Source organism: Pseudoalteromonas sp. SWYJZ19 (assembly GCF_015864375.1).
Taxonomy (GTDB): Bacteria; Pseudomonadota; Gammaproteobacteria; order Enterobacterales; family Alteromonadaceae; genus Pseudoalteromonas; species Pseudoalteromonas arctica.
The window spans coordinates 1-15,961 of the sequence record NZ_JADYXI010000004.1 but is presented as its reverse complement, the minus strand read 5'-3'; the positions used below and the strand labels follow the sequence as shown (position 1 = coordinate 15,961).

Below are 15,961 nucleotides of genomic sequence, written 5' to 3'. Positions count from 1 at the left end.
TAAAATACCTATTAATTGTCCTGACTACCTATGTGCTTTATGGCTTACCTGAGTGACCTAAAAAAGGCACTCGCTTTATAAACAACTTTAATGCTTGATAATAAATACCTTTGAAAATAGACCATGTCATGGCCGGAAAACGTTTAAACAACTTATTAATCTCTTCGTTAGTGAGTTCTTTACGTTTCAAGCGAAGTGTTGCATCAAATAATAACTCTTCATTTCGCTTATTTTCAATGTGTATCAATGTTTTATCAGGCGATTGTTTAACATGCCAATGATAGTTCATATCCAGATTCATAAAAGGTGATACGGAAAAAACCTTCTTAAAGTTCACTTTTTTTTCTAAAGGGACTAAATAATAATGACGTTCGTTCCATGGTGTATTACTCACTTCAGCAATCATGTACTTAAAACGGGTGTCGTTGTGGCCAAAAAAGTAAAAATTAACAGGGCTAAAATACACACCAAAACAACGAAACTGCCCTAACATGTAAATATGAGAAAAGGTTTCAGTAATACCTAAATTGGCAAGTTGATCATGCGCACGCTCAATAAGAGGTCGTTTAGCAAGTTCTGAGGTGTCTTTAAGATAATCAGCTTCATTAAATTTTAACGCTTTTAAGCCTGATGTACCTATGTGCTTATGCACACTATTTAGTTGTTGAGGATTATTTAAATCTACCCACATCATATACAAAGGGTAACTAAAACGATGTTCTTTAACAGCAAAACGGCGATGTTTTACATCGCCTAAATACACTGCACTAGTCAAATTCGACCCCAAGTTGCTTGGCTACATCTACACCACTGTGTACGCCATCTTCATGAAAACCATTGTACCAATAAGCACCACAAAAATAACTATTGTTTTGTCCATCAATACTGTGTTTAAGCTTTTGAGCAGCAATTGACTCTTGGTTAAATACAGGGTGATGATAAGTAAACTCGCGCAAAATTTTACTTTGGCTTATTCCTTCAAGATGATTAAGCGTTACACAAAACTGTGTATCCGATTGTATACCTTGCAAAATATTCATTTGGTAAGTAACAACAGCTGCTTTATCAGTGTTGTTATTAAGTAGGTAGTTCCAACTTGCCCATGCCGCTTTTCTATCAGGTAAAAGGTTTGTATCGGTGTGCAGCACAACTGAGTTCTCAGTGTAAGCTATTGCACCCAATACTGACTTTTCTTGCTCAGTCGCATCACCAAGTAGTGCAAGCGCCTGATCTGAATGACAAGCAAATATTACTTTATCAAACTTACTTAATTCACCATTGGCAAACTCTATTGTTACTTCATCATTTTGACGCGTAACAGATTTAATATCTGTATTAAGTTTAATTTTATCAGCAAAACCTCTGATCAGTGGCTTAATATACTGACGAGAGCCACCTGGTACTACATACCACTGTGGTCTATTTGTTACATCTAAAAGGCCATGATTAAAGAAGAACTTAACAAAAAATTCAACGCCTACATTTTCCATTTCTTTAATACTGGTAGACCAAATAGCTGCGCCCATCGGAAGAATATAATGGTATTTAAAAAAGTCATTAAAGTGATTGTCACTAAGCAGTTGCCCTAATGATTGATCAGATTGGTAATCATCTTTTTCATGTAGTGCTTTACACAGTTTGTTAAACCTAACAATGTCGTACAATAATCGCCAAAACTTTGGTCTAAAAATATTACGACGCTGTGCAAACAGGCTTGTAAACGTATGGCCATTGTATTCAAAGCCAGTGGCTTCGTTATGAACACTAAAGCTCATTTGCGTTGTTTGTTTATCTACACCAATACGCGATAGTAACTTTTCAAAGTATGGGTAAGTTCTGTCATTAAATACAATAAAGCCAGTATCTATTGCGTATTTTATGCCGCATACATCAACATCAACCGTTGCAGTGTGGCCACCTATATAATCATTTTTTTCAAATACGGTTACATCGTAATGTTTATGAAGCAAATGCCCACATGTTAAACCAGATACACCAGTTCCTATTATTGCTATTTTTTTCAACGGGCTAATCCTTTTGCGATTTTAAGCCAAATTGGGAGTGGTAAAATACGTAATGCTTTTAATATAAGTGTAAAACGGTACGGAAAGTGAACATCTTTTCGGCGCTTATGTATCCCCTTAATCATATAGTCTGCGGCTTTTTCAGCGGTAACAGCCATAGGCATCGGGAAATCATTTTTATTAGTAAGCGGAGTTTTCACAAAGCCAGGGTGAACTAAAGTCACATCAACATCATCTAAATCAACAGCTAAGCTTTTTGCTAAGTAACTTACACCCGCTTTTGATGCACCATAAGCTTCTGAACGAGGTAGCGCAAGATAGGTAACACTTGAGCTGACCAAAACAAGCTGACCACCTGAATTTATTTTAGGAAGTAGCGCCTCAAGGCAATACCCCATAGAGAGTAAATTTACGTTTATTACACGCTCAAACAATGCACTATCAAAGTTTCGTGCGTCATCTATGTATTCACAGTTACCCGCGTTTAAAATAACACGGTCAAAATGAGGAAAGCCAACTGTCGACTCTTTAATGTCTTGTAGATTAGTTGCGTCAAATTTGCATACTTGAATATTGTCGTATTTAGCAAGCTCAGCGAGCTTTTCACTATTACGGCCACAAGCTATAACAGTGTCTCCCATCTGTGCATATTTAATTGCTAACTGCTCACCAATACCAGAAGTAGCACCCGTTATAAGTGTGATCATAATTAACCTGCCCTTTTATCAATTAGCTTTATAACACTACCAAGTAAAGGAATATGTTTGTACAGCAACTCGCCCACATTAAAGTAGTCTCTGTGCTTGATAATTTTGCCATTTTCAAAAATAAGCTTGCTATGACCTTCTACCGATATAGTTTTACCTGATGAAAGCTTTGGATGTGCATAGTGCATAGTCCAATAAATAAAAGCATTGTTTCCGCTATTAAACGAATCGCTAATATCAAACTGACAATGCTTAACATTGCTGTATAAGTTAGCAAAGTACCTGCGCAATTCTACAATGCCATTAATTTCGTGCATTGGGTCTATAAACTGTATGTTGTCACAGTAAATATCACTCAATAAATCAAGATTAGTGCTATCAAGCTGTTGGTATATTTCAACAAATTTATCTACTGGTAACTGGTTATCCATATCACACCTTAAATGCAGCAAGTGCACGTTCTCGTGCCGCTTTATGATCAACTATTGCTGGCCAGTAACATTCCTTATCTTTACCTATTGCGGCTAAATAAGTGTGTGGAAAATGAATGTGTTTATCTGGCACGTTTTCAAGCTCTGGCAAATACTTACGGATAAACTTGCCCGTTGGATCAAAGCGCTCGCTTTGTCTGATAGGATTAAAAACTCTAAAATAAGGCTGAGCATCACACCCGGTACTTGCAGCCCACTGCCAACCACCATTATTTGAGGCTAAATCGCCATCAATTAGGTGCTGCATAAAAAAGCGCTCACCTTCGCGCCAGTCTATTAATAAATGCTTAGTTAAAAAGCTCGCAACAACCATACGTAAACGATTGTGCATCCAACCGGTTTGCTTTAGTTGTAGCATTGCAGCATCCACTAACGGGTAACCTGTACGCCCTTCACACCATGCTGTAAATTCATTTTCGCTTTTACGCCACACTACGGCGTTGTACTTTTCGTTAAAGTTATCACCGCGCGAAAGCTTCGGAAATTCAGCAATTAAATGCCTGTAAAATTCGCGCCAAACGAGCTCGTTAATCCACGTAAACGTTTTACTTTTTGACGTAGTTAAAATATCAGGATAACGCTGCTGAATATTAATAAGAAGCTGTTTTGTGCTTACAATACCAAGTGCTAAATACGGGCTTAAACCTGATGTGCCTTTTACGCTGGGTATATCACGCTGATCGTCGTAGCTTGTAAGTTTGTCACATATAAAATTATCAACTACGGTTGAGAGTGTTTCGTCGTCAACCGGCCACTTATCTGAGCATCCATCACTTTTTAGTAAATCACTCTCGTCAAACTCAATAGGGTCAGAAGTTAAAGGCCATTGTGGCAAACTAAAGTGTGTATCTTGATACTGCTTTAACCATGCTCGCTTAAATGGAGTAAACACTTTATACATTTCATTACTTTGATTTTTAACCGTTCCAACAGGTGCAATTAAATCACCTTCGTACAAAGTAAAAGTAATTGAAAGCTCATCGCATTCGTGCAAAATTGCTTTATCGCGGTTTACTTCATTAAGCTCATATTCTGTATTAGCAATTACGTGTTTTACATCGTTTGATTTACAAAAATCAATAAGCTCACGCGTACAATCAGAAAAGCTAGGCGCTTCAATAACATGTAAAGTAATGCCGTAATCAGCAAGCTGAGATTGAAGATAAGTAACTCGGCGCTTGAGTAAGTCAATCTGAATAGGCGCAGCTTGGTGCTGTTGCCACTGTTTTTCAGACACAAAAAAAATGGCGTGTTTAGCGCCATTATTTAGCGCTTGAATTAACGCTTCGTTAGAAAAAAGGCGCAAATCGCGCCTAAACCAAAATAATGTATCCATTAAATACCAAATCGTAGTTTTAAATCGTGAGGGTAAGGGTTAAAAAACACTTGTTTTTCAAGGTACTCATTTGGGTGAACCTTCAAATGATGTTTTAACAAGGTAAGTGGTACATACAATGGCACCAAACCTTCGCGGTATTCATCTATCGCATCACGAAGTTCTTGTTTTTCAACCTTCGATAAATCAGTTTTAAAGTAACCTTGTAAATGCATTAGGGTGTTGCAATTATTTCTTCGAGAAGCTGGCTTTTTCAGACCCGTCATCAAACCTAGAATATATTCATCAGCAACTGCATTTATATCGTCGCCTACATAAGTTCCCAGCAGGTTACCCAAATCACGATAAGCTTGATAGTTATGAGCCATCAACAAGTACTTATACTGAGAGTGAAATTGAGTAAGCTTATGAACCGTAAGCGGCTCTTGTACTAATTTTTGCCAGTTTTTAAATACGTAAATTCTCATTACAAAGTTTTCACGTAAATGCATGTCGTTTAAACGTCCGTTTTCTTCACATGGCAATAATGGGTTGTGCTTCATTATTTGCTCAGCAAAAAAACCAATCCCTTCTGAGGTATTACCTGTTCCTGCTTCATTGTATATTTTAATGCGCTCCATGCCGCAGCTTGGGCTTTTTGCACAAAATACAAATCCGCTTAATTCTTTAGCTTGTTCAGTTGCAACTTTTTTACCATATTCAGTAAGTTGTTGGCCTACTTCGCCGGTGCCATCTGGGCGGCATACTTTAATAGTATCGCCCACTTTAACTTGGCGAATAGTTGGACGAGGTATCGGTAAACCAACAGCTACTTCCGGACAAAATCGTGTGTATTCAACGTGTTTACCTAGCTCATCCATACAAAAATTTGACTTTTTATGTCCTGTGTCAAATCTAACTTTTTCGCCTGCTAAGCAGGCGCTTATACCTATTTTTATTATATCTGTGTGCATATATTCTCTTAGTAAATCAAATTACCTATTGGATTTAGTAACTTGCTGAAGCCCTTATTAAAATGTAGCGCACTACTGACAACTGTAAAGCATAAACATCCATCTTTCGTTAAAGGTGTGTGTTGATGACTACCATCTTGCCAAATAAAGTCGCCTGGTACGTAATTACCGTCTTCATCACTAAACTCACCATCTAGTAGTAAAGTAACTTCAAATCCGGTATGTGTATGCTCAGGAATTTCGCCACCGGCATCAATATGTAGCAAGCTAGAACGCAGCGCACCATCATCTAATGCAACACGAGAACGCGCTAGCTTACCAACTTGTGTAAATTTGCTATGAGAAATACGTGTTAAAGCACGCGGCAGCTGATAATTGTGTTCGTTAATACTTACAGACACAGGCTCAACTTCATAAACCTCATCGATAGAATCATCAGACATGATCATATCAAGTACATTTAATTCAAATTCTTCAAGTAATTCAGATTGCTCAGTTTGAGGTTTCTCAAATTTGGCAGGCTCTTCACTAAATAATGCGTCCGCATTACTTGCTTCAATTTTGGCTACTTTAGCTTGGCACACAGGACACATATCTACATGTATAGATACGGCTAAACTTAGTGATGTAGCAAGTGATGCATCGCAATACTGTGTCAGTAAAGTTTCACTCGGGTGATGTTTAATCATGCTGATCTCCCATTTCATTACGTAATTTTTGCAAGGCCAAACGTAATCGTGATTTTACCGTGCCTACTGGAATATTAAGTTGATGCGCAAGTTGTTCTTGCGACATATCTTGAAAATAAACGCCTCTTACCACTTCGCGTTGAGCAATAGGTAATTTATCGAGGTAGCGTTTAATTTGTTTATCTTCTAAATGATCGCTGTATTCGTGATGTGTATCTTGTGAGTCGTTTAATAACGGCCAAATGTCTTCGCTTATGTTTTCTTCTTTATTACTTTTCATTTTACGAAGCATATCGAATGAAGCGTTACGCATAACGGTGTAAACCCACGTAGTCGCCGCACCTTTATCACTATGATACAAATGTGCTTTACGCCAAACTGACGTTAGTGTCTCTTGCACAAGCTCCATAGCTTGCGCTTCAACACCAAACTGCTTAATTCCAAAGCGTTTAATTTTTGGCGCAAAGTATTCAAATAAATAGGAAAATGCTTTTTTGTCGCGTGATTGCGCAACATCTATAAGCGCTTGCATGAGCTCTTTACTCGGCGTTTCTGGCATGGCAGTGTACTTACCTGTATTAGGTTCACAACGTGGTGACTGTTGTTGACTTACCATAATAATTTATCCCGTTATTGCTTTTGTATTAAGTAATACGGGCAATAATTAATTTAGGATCATAAAATTTAGGCAAATTCGTTATTAATCACAGTATGGAGGAAACTCAGCAAGTTATCAAAGTTCGTTTCAAACGCAAGTTGCTGTTTTTTCTCAATTGATATAGGTAGGAGCTCAAGCCAACGTGCTGCAATCCAAGGCAACTTGTCAAAATGAGTTTTTTTGTACAATAAATTAAGCTCTGAATTACCTGCAAATACGTTTTTAAGCGCGTCGTGTAATAGGTAATGATCGCCAATGTCGTTGTTAGAATCCTTATACCAATAAGGCGTATTGCAAGGCGACACTAAGCCATGACGTAGTTCGTCTTCGTCTTGGTAAACATCGTTTATTTGCACATTTTGCGAGGCAAATACATCAATTAATAGTACGTCGTTATCGTCTTGGTCAAAATCGATAATATCGACAAGGCAACCTTGCGCACTTATATTAAATGGCGTGTCGTGCTCAAATGTACAAAGCACAAACCCTGAATTATTTTTTAATGCGGTTTTAACCATATTTAAATAACGAGGCTCAAATATGCGTAATCGCGTAAAACCTTCAGGTAACATAAAAATGGGTAATGGAAAAATCGCACGTTTCATAAAGTCTACTTATTTCAAACACTCTGCCTTTATTTACGTGCGCTTTTGCTAAGTCGATCAGCTTTGTATGAATCGAATTAATTACCAGCTATATAATTGGTTAAAGATTAAACCAACCTCCCATAGCTTTAAACACTTGAACCGAGTAATAAGCGCTAATCATGCTTACTACGGGTGCTAACATTAATGCAAATAATCCAAGTTCACTGCTCATCGTTTTAATCCTTTAAGTGGTTTATTTTACGTTTTTTATACTAGTGTCAGTATTTTTAAGCGTTGCGCTATCTGTTAAAACGGGCTCATCTAATAACCCCTCTAAAACAGTTTTAGCATCAAAATAAAGCGTTTCCTTTAGTGATTTTTCAAGCTCGATTGTGGTTTGCTTTACGTAGCTTGCTACACTTTGAGTTAATATATCAGTTACATCTAGGTCAACTTCTACTGCATGAACTTGCGCAGAACCTAATACTAATAAACTTGCCATAGCGATTTTAATTGAATGTTTCATAATGGTATTCCTTGTTTGTGTATTGTTTAGACGTAGTTATATACTCAAGGGTTGTGCCAACATAAAAATAAATCGTAAGCAACTGTAATTAAACAACTTTACATTGATTGCTTTAATTTAATAAATTCATACCTCGTTAATTTAACCATTTAATTTAATTTTTTGACTATTTTTTAGTTAATAAATAAAAGAGTTTTAAGTGTATTAATACCGTCACAGTAAATACATTTATCGTTTATAAAAACGTCATATCTAACCATTAAAGTGCGCACCACTATTAATAATTAAAAAAGTGCAGTATGACCCTTTCATCTCGTCGAAATTTCTTAAAAACCTCAGCTGCAAGCATATTTACAGTTGCGGTATCGAGCGCCATTACAGGTTGTGCTCAAACATTAATGAGCAAGCCTCTATCAGCAATTGAATTTAAACACGGGGTAGCGAGTGGCGATCCGCTCAGTAATGCTTTAATAATATGGACACGCGCAACAACTTCTCAATTAACGTCAGAAGTAACTGTTGCTTGGGAGTTGGCAAGTGATTCTAAATTTAAAAATATTATTTGCAGCGGGCGCGAACAAACCGATAAAAGCCGCGACTTTACAATAAAAATAGATGTGCAAGACCTTACTCCAAATACAGAATACTTTTATCGCTTTATTGGGTTAAATACACAAAGCCCTATTGGCCGCGCTAAAACTCTGCCGGTTAGTAATATTGAACAAATAAAAATGGTTGTTGTGTCTTGCTCAAACTACCCTGCGGGGTATTTTAATGCCTACACAGATGCCGCTAAGCAAAAAGATTTAGATGTAGTACTGCATTTGGGAGATTACATTTACGAATACCCAATGGGCGGGTACGCCACACAAAATGCAGAAAACATTGGCCGCCAATTAGCAGCTGATAACAGCGGTGAAATTATTACCCTTAGCGACTATCGTAAACGCTATGCTATTTACAGAACAGACCAAGGCCTTCAAGCACTTCACGCTGCAGCGCCTTTTATCGCAATATGGGATGATCACGAAGTTACTAACGATACCTATAAAAGTGGTGCTGAAAATCATACCCCTGATGAAGGTGATTTTTTTAAGCGTCGCGCAGCAGCTATTCAAGCCTATTACGAATGGCTGCCAATTAGGCCACCTATGGGCGAACAAAGCCCGCAAATATATCGCACCTTCGATTTTGGTAATTTAATAAGCTTACATATGCTAGATACGCGCGTAATAGCACGCGATAAACAACTCGCTTACAGCGACTACAAAAACCCCGAGACCAAGCAAATGGATGTTGCGCGCTTTGTCAGTGATTTAAATAATCAAAATAGGCATTTACTAGGTAACACACAACTAAACTGGCTCACCAGTGCAATAACTAAATCAAATGCAAAATGGCAAGTATTGGGCCAGCAAGTATTGATGACTAAAATGTGGCTACCTACTGAAATATTCTCGCAATCCGATCGCACTAAAATACCTCAGGTGTTAAAAGAGCTTGTTACCTTTAAAAAAGAAGTGTTAGCTAATAAAGCGGTAACACCCGAGCAACTCGCACGCGTAAATACTTTAATGCCTTATAATTTAGATGCGTGGGATGGTTACCCAAGCGAGCGCGAAGCATTATACAAAAGCGTTACTGCATTAAATAAAAAGTTAGTCGTGGTTGCAGGTGATACGCACAATGCGTGGCATGGCACATTAAAAAATGCAAAAGGCGAAAGCGTAGGAGTAGAGTTTGCAACACCTGGCGTTACATCCCCGGGTATGGAGCATTATTTAGCGCTTAATACTGCACAAGCAAAGCAAATGGCTGACTCGCTTTCATTGTTAATAAACGACTTAAATTATTGTGACCTATCGCACCGCGGATATATGCTATTGACAATTACAAACGAGCAAATCACAACTGATTGGCGTTATATAGATAATATAGATTCCCCAAATTACAACATTGCTGCCCAACACCAAAGTGTTTATAAAGGCTGATTTTATAAAAAAAGAAGGTAAATACATCATTTACCTTCTTCGTTTATTTTATTAAACGCGCTTAATTACAACTATAAAGAAGCGTCCACGAAGCATCACTTCCTGGAAGGCTGTTTGTATACCAATTTGCGCTGTATGCATTACCTTGATATTGCATTTTATCGTCGGTGTTATTGTGGGTAAACGGACCACCTGAGTAATCTTTGTTCACCCAATTAGGGTATGCATTAATACCGTTACAATCTGTTGAGCTTACAACACTGCATCCGTTTGTATCAACACTTGTACCAGCGGGTGTATCTGGGCACTGATCGATATCATCATTCACACCATCGTTATCCGCATCGCTTTGTGGCTCAACTACTTCAACAACACAACCTACATTATTAACCGTTTCACCTGCCGGTGTATTAGGGCATTGATCAACATTATCGCTTATACCATCGGCATCGCTATCAGTTACTGCACAACCAATGCTATCAACCGTTGTACCTGCGGGAGTATTATTGCACTGATCAAGGCTGTCACTTACGCCATCCCCGTCGCTATCTAAATCAACATTGCTACTACCACCACCCCAACCTTGAATGATCTCTTTAACTTTAGTGCCTGACGATGTTAGTGAATTCCAACTACCGCCTGGAGTAAATAACGATGCACCTTCGTTTTTATCGTTTAAAGCCCAGTTAGCGTGGCTAATATTGTTTGTTTTAAAAAATGCCATCCATGCATCGGTTTCATTGATATTAACACCACCATTGCCATCAGCATTAACTGTTCCCCACTCTGTGGCGAATAGTGCAATGCCGTTATCGAGTGCTGTTTGTGCTTTATTTCGATACGATTGACCATGCGTGCCAGCATAAAAATGCAGAGTGTAAGCAATATTGGCGCGATCAATTGGGTTTTGTGATGCCACATCGACATCTTGCGACCACGTAGGCGTTCCAACCACAATTAAGTTATCAGGGTCGATTGCTCTAATTTTATCAATAACTGTTTCTGCATAAGGCTTAATATCGTTAACCCACGAAATTTGTAACGGCTCGTTATAAATTTCATAAATAACATTGTCGTACTGTCCATATTTGGTAGCTACGTCTTCAAAAAAGCGAACTGCAGTTGCTTGATCGGTATGTGCTTCATGGCTATGAAAATCAATAATAACGTACATATCTTCAACAATAGCTGCATTTACAACAGTATCAAGACGGCTCATATTGCCCTCCCAATCAAAGTTCAAACTACCACCAGTACTCGTACCATGACCAATAGCTGCACGAATTAATGTTGCATTAAATTCAGTTTTTGCCTTTGCTACTGTTTCTGCTGTGTAAAATTTTTCAGCGCCCCACCCCGTATTACTCCAAAATAGGCTAGGTCCTGCAAAGCTTGTGCTTTCCCCACCCGCAAGAATTTGATTCCCACTCACCGTTAACTTTTCAACAGCGGCATTAGCCATTGTTGAGCATCCTAATAATAAAGCTAACGATAAGCTCGCCACTTTAAAATCCTTTCTTTTGTGATTATTTGAACTGTTATTCATCGTATTTCCTTAAATTGAAATTATCAGTCGTCATTGCTTGACGTAATAAATTGACACCAAACCAATACTTAATAGTCAAATAAAGTTAATTTGGCGAGCAGAAAGTACCATTTATTTATTAACATTAAATGAATAAAAAGGTACAAAGATAAGGATTTTAGTTAACTAAATATCAACAAGTGAGTGATTTAACGAGGTTTGAGGATTTTACTGGGTATATACAGGCATTTACACGATGTTTACATGATGCGGGCAAAAAATCTCGGTTACAAAAAATATGTATAAAAATGAAAAGGCGGTAATAATAATTATTACCGCCATCAATAATAGCTAAATATCAGGGATAAATATGCGGGAAGAAAATTAATAAGCCAACCAAACCGAGTTCTAATTAAGTGGCTTATTTTTTAGTGGGCAGCGCTTTTCTGCCCAAACGGTATGCATCCATCATACTCAGCACCCAAATTATAATCATTAAAGGTACATACTTATATTCAGCGAGTTGAGCGCAAGCGTCAGATGGTTGTTGCGCGGCTTTTAAAATGGCCGTAACCGACATGGGGATTTTTCCGTTTACAATTTCATTTGCAGTACACTGTGCAATCGCAAATATATCTTGAAAGGTTAAAATTAAAAGAACAGAGAATACACCCGCAAAAATAGCGCCTATAAGGTGTTTTTTTAAAGAAAAATGCCCCGCTCCAGGATAAACAATGGCGGTAAGTAAAGCAGCTTTTAAATCTTGTTTCATGGTTATTTCAGCTCGTAATATGTATTACACTAGACACCAACATAGTGAATTAATTCTCTTTAAAATCAAGTAAAAGCTAAAGTAGCGTATCAAATAAAGTTATTTAGAATTACTCACAGCTAAGATTGAAACTTTCAGCGTACAGTTGTACACTGAAATTAATTCCAATAGTGGTAGGAACAGTTATGTCGTTAGAAACGCCTTATTCCCGTAAAGAAGAGAAATTAAACGTAATCAGCCATGCACTCGGTATTATATTTGCCGCGTTTGTTATGTGGGATTTATTTAGCCAAGCCACCAGCACTAAAGCGTATATTAGTACTGCAATTTATGGCAGCAGCCTATTTGTGCTGTTTTTGTCATCCACTTTGTACCATGCCAGTATTCAACCGCGCTTAAGAGCCTTTTATAAAAAGTGCGATCACTGCGCCATATACTTATTAATTGCCGGCACCTACACTCCCTTTTTATTAATCTCATTAACCGGTGCTTGGTCATGGGCAACACTTACATTTATTTGGGCGGTGGCACTAGCAGGCGTTGCGTACAAAGTATTTGTACGCAACGGCAATAAAAAAATATCACTCGCCACCTACTTACTCATGGGCTGGTTTGCACTAGCTATTGTATATCCACTTTATTCTAGTGTTGATGTAAAGGCACTTTACTGGCTACTTGCCGGCGGTATTTTTTATAGTTTAGGTACATTATTTTACAGTGCTAAAAGCACCCAATTTAGCCACGCAATTTGGCACTTATTCGTTATTGCTGGGTGTATTTGCCATTATATTTCAATTAGCAATTACGTTTATTAAATAAGCTAGAACTACTTGTATAATTCGAATAGCTCAAATTTATGACTACGTAATTTAGCCAAGTAAATTAATGGCTGCTTGAGTAACCTGATTTGCTTGAGCGAGAACCGTAGTACTAGCTTGTTGTAATATCTGATTTTTTGTAATTATAGCTGTTTCAATAGCAAAATCGGCATCCTGTATACGACTGCGGGAAGTAGAAACATTCTCAGAAATATTTGCTAAATTATTAATCGTATGATTAAGTCGATTTTGTATTGCACCTAAATTTGCTCTATTTGCATCTATTTGTTTTAAAGCAGCATCAATTACCTCGATAGCTGATTGTGCCCCATCAGAGTTTTCACCTGAGATATCTATGTCATCAACATGATCTAATATACTTACTCCACCAGTTTGAGGTACATTTAAGTAACGATTAACATCTCCTCCATTGACGCTAATTTCATCTGAAGAGGACAATTCTAATTTAGAGAAAACAGATGCTCCATTGTTAGGGTTTACTGGTGACTGTAGAGCACCAACTGGAGCGCCATCAACAAGTTGGCCTAGCTTAACTGTTGGAGATGATGTCATATCTAAGCCATCAACATCAACACCGAACACATCAAATGAAGTGGATGTAGCCCCTGCTACATTATCTCTTTCTATCACTTCATAACCATCAGACTGAAGATCTTCCATTAATCTGTCAAAGTTACCGCTATATTTACTCAGATCATAGCTATCTATAACTATGCCTCCCTTCTTAAAGCTCATAACACCATCATCTGCTGAAGTTAGTCCTTCTATCCGAGCTTCTAACTTTGTAGAGGCAAGTACATCAGCACCACTATTGTTAATAACGTCAGCAACAATACTAGCTCCAGTACCTGCTGGAATACTGATACTTTCGCCATTTAAGGTCCATAAATCAGAAGTTGAAAACCTCAACGATGTAATTGTATCTAAAGGGTATGGTGCTGCAGGAAAATAAATTGGTTCAATTTTATAAATTCCAATAGCGTCAGCAGAAACATCATTCAAATTTAAATTAATTGTTTCATTTGCATTAGCACCTACCTGAAACTGCTTTGTACCAAACGTACCATCAAGTAAACTAATACTTCCAAATTGAGTAGTTTCCGCTATGCGGGTTATTTCTTGCTGCAACGCTGTCACTTCTTTTTGTAGTGCAGCCCTATCATCTCCATTATTTGAGCCATTCGCAGATTGTAAAGACAATACTCGCATTCGCTGTAGGATACTCGAAGACTCTTCCATAGCTCCTTCAGCAGTTTGCGATATAGATATTCCATCATTGGCATTGCGTTGAGCAACTGATATACCATTAATTTGGGAAGTCAAACGATTTGATATTTGCATACCAGCTGCATCATCTTTTGCACTATTAATTCTCATACCTGAAGATAGACGTTGCATTGAAACCTCAAGGTCTTTACCGAATTTATTAAGGTTTCGCTGCCCGTTGAGTGATGCTGTATTTGTTACTACTGATAGCGCCATTAAAACGTCCTTTTAAGTTTCAGCATGATTCATACAAAATACACGCATTATTTAAGCCACTATAAAGCTTTATCTTTAAAAGTTCTTAAAATAAAAAACAATTAGGCTCTCTAAGCATGTGTTGAAGGAGATGTGAAGTATGATGAATCAGTATTAAACAAAACAACAAAGCTTATCATCCATTAATGCATCAACTAACCAATACCAATTAAATGTTGATCCAACAACAAGTCCTGCTAGCTTGTCTTTATAAGGGGCTAAAAAAGATAAAATGACAGACATGTCATTATTTAAACGCTTACAGCTAAGCGTTTCACCTTGTTCATCAATAATAGCAATCACACTATTATTTGAATGCAAGTCAATTCCACCATATAGTTTCATACTAAGTTCCTCGAGGTACAGTTTATGTTTTGGTTAACACAACTGTATCGGAAAACTCAAAGAGCTTTCTATATGGTTATCAAATCTTGACTTCAGACATTATGACATCTGACCGTCTGCAGTTAGCACAAAGCCGTCCATCTCTTTGCTCACCCACTTAACTCCCAAGTTATAAAACACTCAAAACTGATATTTTGCTTTAAAAAGTAATCTTCAGTGTCATCAACGCGGTAAGTTGGGCTGTTTCTAGTAAATTCATCATTTTTGTCGGATGGCGTGGCTTCGCCACTTATCCGACCTACGTCAAAATGTAGGTTGGTTAAGCCGAAGGCGCCACCCAACAAAGTTTCAGATTCACGCCTTGAAGGACAGCTGCTGGTATTTATCCGCCAATAATAGTCACATCACTCCCACCGGCACTCGCGCATATTCACTTTGTCGTTTTTAAACAGCACACCTTCTGATAGTAGCTTTTCGCGCTGTTCTTGGTATTTTTCGCTACCTGCAGGGAATGATATTTTACCTTGACCATTCACTACCCTGTGCCAAGGTATAACCGAGTCGTTTGGCATCACTTTTAATAAGCGCCCGACCAACCGTGAGTTTTGCGGATAACCAGCAAGAGCTGCAACTTGCCCGTAACTTGATACTTTTCCTACTGGTATGCCTGCGATAACAGTATAAATAAGCGTTTCTTTATCAATATCCATTGTTGTTAGAATATTCCTTACTTAGTTGTTTAAATTGCTCCCAGATAGTACGCGCTACAGGGCCGTGGTGCATTGCATGCTGCCTAAAGGCTCTAATTTGCGCGCTAAATTTATGCTCTCGGTCAGTTATGTGTATTTCTTGAAGTAAGCCTGCTTTTATTTCAGGGTCGCAGTGCTCTAGGCTCATCATTGCCCAACCTGCGCCTGAGAGTAAAAACGATTTTAAAGTCGATACATCATCAATTTTCATCATGGCGGAGCCTTTTGAGTACGATAGCCTGTCGCTG

General features: G+C 38.0%; 18 protein-coding genes. 2 read left to right on the top strand and 16 right to left on the bottom strand.

The features are described from left to right. Window positions 1–37: 37 nt before the first annotated feature. The 10 genes from I6F45_RS05195 to I6F45_RS05150 all read right to left on the bottom strand — a co-directional run bounded on the left by I6F45_RS05195 (window position 38) and on the right by I6F45_RS05150 (window position 7,971). The gene (locus tag I6F45_RS05195) at window positions 38–775 is read right to left on the bottom strand and encodes a DUF1365 domain-containing protein (protein ID WP_197159840.1); all 738 of its coding nucleotides are present in this window, start codon (window positions 773–775) and stop codon (window positions 38–40) included. Further along, window positions 768–2,024, bottom strand: a complete 1,257-nt coding sequence (locus I6F45_RS05190) for an NAD(P)/FAD-dependent oxidoreductase (RefSeq protein WP_007580703.1) — start codon at window positions 2,022–2,024, stop codon at window positions 768–770. Before I6F45_RS05190 ends, I6F45_RS05195 begins: the two co-directional genes overlap by 8 nt. After that, entirely contained in the window at window positions 2,021–2,731 is a 711-nt protein-coding gene (locus tag I6F45_RS05185) for an SDR family NAD(P)-dependent oxidoreductase (protein WP_197159838.1), read from the bottom strand. Before I6F45_RS05185 ends, I6F45_RS05190 begins: the two co-directional genes overlap by 4 nt. A 2-nt stretch (window positions 2,732–2,733) precedes the next feature. After that, window positions 2,734–3,162 carry a nuclear transport factor 2 family protein gene (locus I6F45_RS05180; protein ID WP_007580706.1) on the bottom strand — a complete coding sequence of 143 codons (429 nt, stop codon included), beginning with the start codon at window positions 3,160–3,162 and terminating at the stop codon, window positions 2,734–2,736. Window position 3,163: 1 nt separating this feature from the next. Beyond that, on the bottom strand, window positions 3,164–4,558 hold the full coding sequence (gene phrB / locus I6F45_RS05175) for a deoxyribodipyrimidine photo-lyase (RefSeq protein WP_197159836.1): 1,395 nt from the start codon (window positions 4,556–4,558) through the stop codon (window positions 3,164–3,166). Then, the gene (locus tag I6F45_RS05170; RefSeq protein ID WP_197159834.1) at window positions 4,558–5,511 is read right to left on the bottom strand and encodes a YbgA family protein; all 954 of its coding nucleotides are present in this window, start codon (window positions 5,509–5,511) and stop codon (window positions 4,558–4,560) included. Before I6F45_RS05170 ends, phrB begins: the two co-directional genes overlap by 1 nt. Window positions 5,512–5,519: 8 nt before the next feature. Further along, window positions 5,520–6,200: a ChrR family anti-sigma-E factor gene (locus I6F45_RS05165; protein ID WP_165728012.1), complete on the bottom strand. Its 681-nt coding sequence runs from the start codon at window positions 6,198–6,200 to the stop codon at window positions 5,520–5,522. After that, window positions 6,193–6,816: a sigma-70 family RNA polymerase sigma factor gene (locus I6F45_RS05160; protein WP_024598117.1), complete on the bottom strand. Its 624-nt coding sequence runs from the start codon at window positions 6,814–6,816 to the stop codon at window positions 6,193–6,195. The genes I6F45_RS05165 and I6F45_RS05160 overlap by 8 nt, the downstream gene beginning before the upstream one ends. A 68-nt stretch (window positions 6,817–6,884) precedes the next feature. Next, the gene (locus tag I6F45_RS05155) at window positions 6,885–7,463 is read right to left on the bottom strand and encodes an LON peptidase substrate-binding domain-containing protein (protein ID WP_166376597.1); all 579 of its coding nucleotides are present in this window, start codon (window positions 7,461–7,463) and stop codon (window positions 6,885–6,887) included. A 235-nt stretch (window positions 7,464–7,698) separates the two neighbouring features. Next, the gene (locus I6F45_RS05150; RefSeq protein ID WP_024592205.1) at window positions 7,699–7,971 is read right to left on the bottom strand and encodes a hypothetical protein; all 273 of its coding nucleotides are present in this window, start codon (window positions 7,969–7,971) and stop codon (window positions 7,699–7,701) included. A 299-nt stretch (window positions 7,972–8,270) separates the two neighbouring features. Here I6F45_RS05150 and I6F45_RS05145 point away from each other — a divergent pair, with 299 nt between their 5' ends. Then, entirely contained in the window at window positions 8,271–9,962 is a 1,692-nt protein-coding gene (locus I6F45_RS05145; RefSeq protein WP_197159832.1) for an alkaline phosphatase D family protein, read from the top strand. 61 nt (window positions 9,963–10,023) lie between these two features. Here I6F45_RS05145 and I6F45_RS05140 read toward each other — a convergent pair whose 3' ends face one another. Next, window positions 10,024–11,508, bottom strand: coding sequence for a cellulase family glycosylhydrolase (locus tag I6F45_RS05140; protein ID WP_197118943.1), 1,485 nt, complete (start codon window positions 11,506–11,508; stop codon window positions 10,024–10,026). Window positions 11,509–11,908: 400 nt separating this feature from the next. Next, entirely contained in the window at window positions 11,909–12,259 is a 351-nt protein-coding gene (locus I6F45_RS05135) for a hypothetical protein (protein ID WP_121955585.1), read from the bottom strand. Window positions 12,260–12,444: 185 nt separating this feature from the next. On the opposite strand from I6F45_RS05135, the gene trhA reads away from it, so the two are divergent. After that, window positions 12,445–13,074, top strand: a complete 630-nt coding sequence (gene trhA / locus I6F45_RS05130; RefSeq protein WP_197118942.1) for a PAQR family membrane homeostasis protein TrhA — start codon at window positions 12,445–12,447, stop codon at window positions 13,072–13,074. Between the two features lie 54 nt (window positions 13,075–13,128). Here trhA and I6F45_RS05125 read toward each other — a convergent pair whose 3' ends face one another. From I6F45_RS05125 to I6F45_RS05110, 4 genes are all read right to left on the bottom strand, one after another. Next, window positions 13,129–14,580, bottom strand: a complete 1,452-nt coding sequence (locus I6F45_RS05125) for a flagellin (protein WP_197118941.1) — start codon at window positions 14,578–14,580, stop codon at window positions 13,129–13,131. A 153-nt stretch (window positions 14,581–14,733) separates the two neighbouring features. Further along, window positions 14,734–14,964: a hypothetical protein gene (locus I6F45_RS05120; protein ID WP_231609613.1), complete on the bottom strand. Its 231-nt coding sequence runs from the start codon at window positions 14,962–14,964 to the stop codon at window positions 14,734–14,736. 404 nt (window positions 14,965–15,368) lie between these two features. Further along, window positions 15,369–15,674 carry an MGMT family protein gene (locus tag I6F45_RS05115; RefSeq protein ID WP_197118940.1) on the bottom strand — a complete coding sequence of 102 codons (306 nt, stop codon included), beginning with the start codon at window positions 15,672–15,674 and terminating at the stop codon, window positions 15,369–15,371. Then, on the bottom strand, window positions 15,664–15,961 hold a 298-nt coding region (locus I6F45_RS05110; protein ID WP_231609612.1), incomplete at its 5' end, for a LysR substrate-binding domain-containing protein. The genes I6F45_RS05110 and I6F45_RS05115, both read right to left, overlap by 11 nt.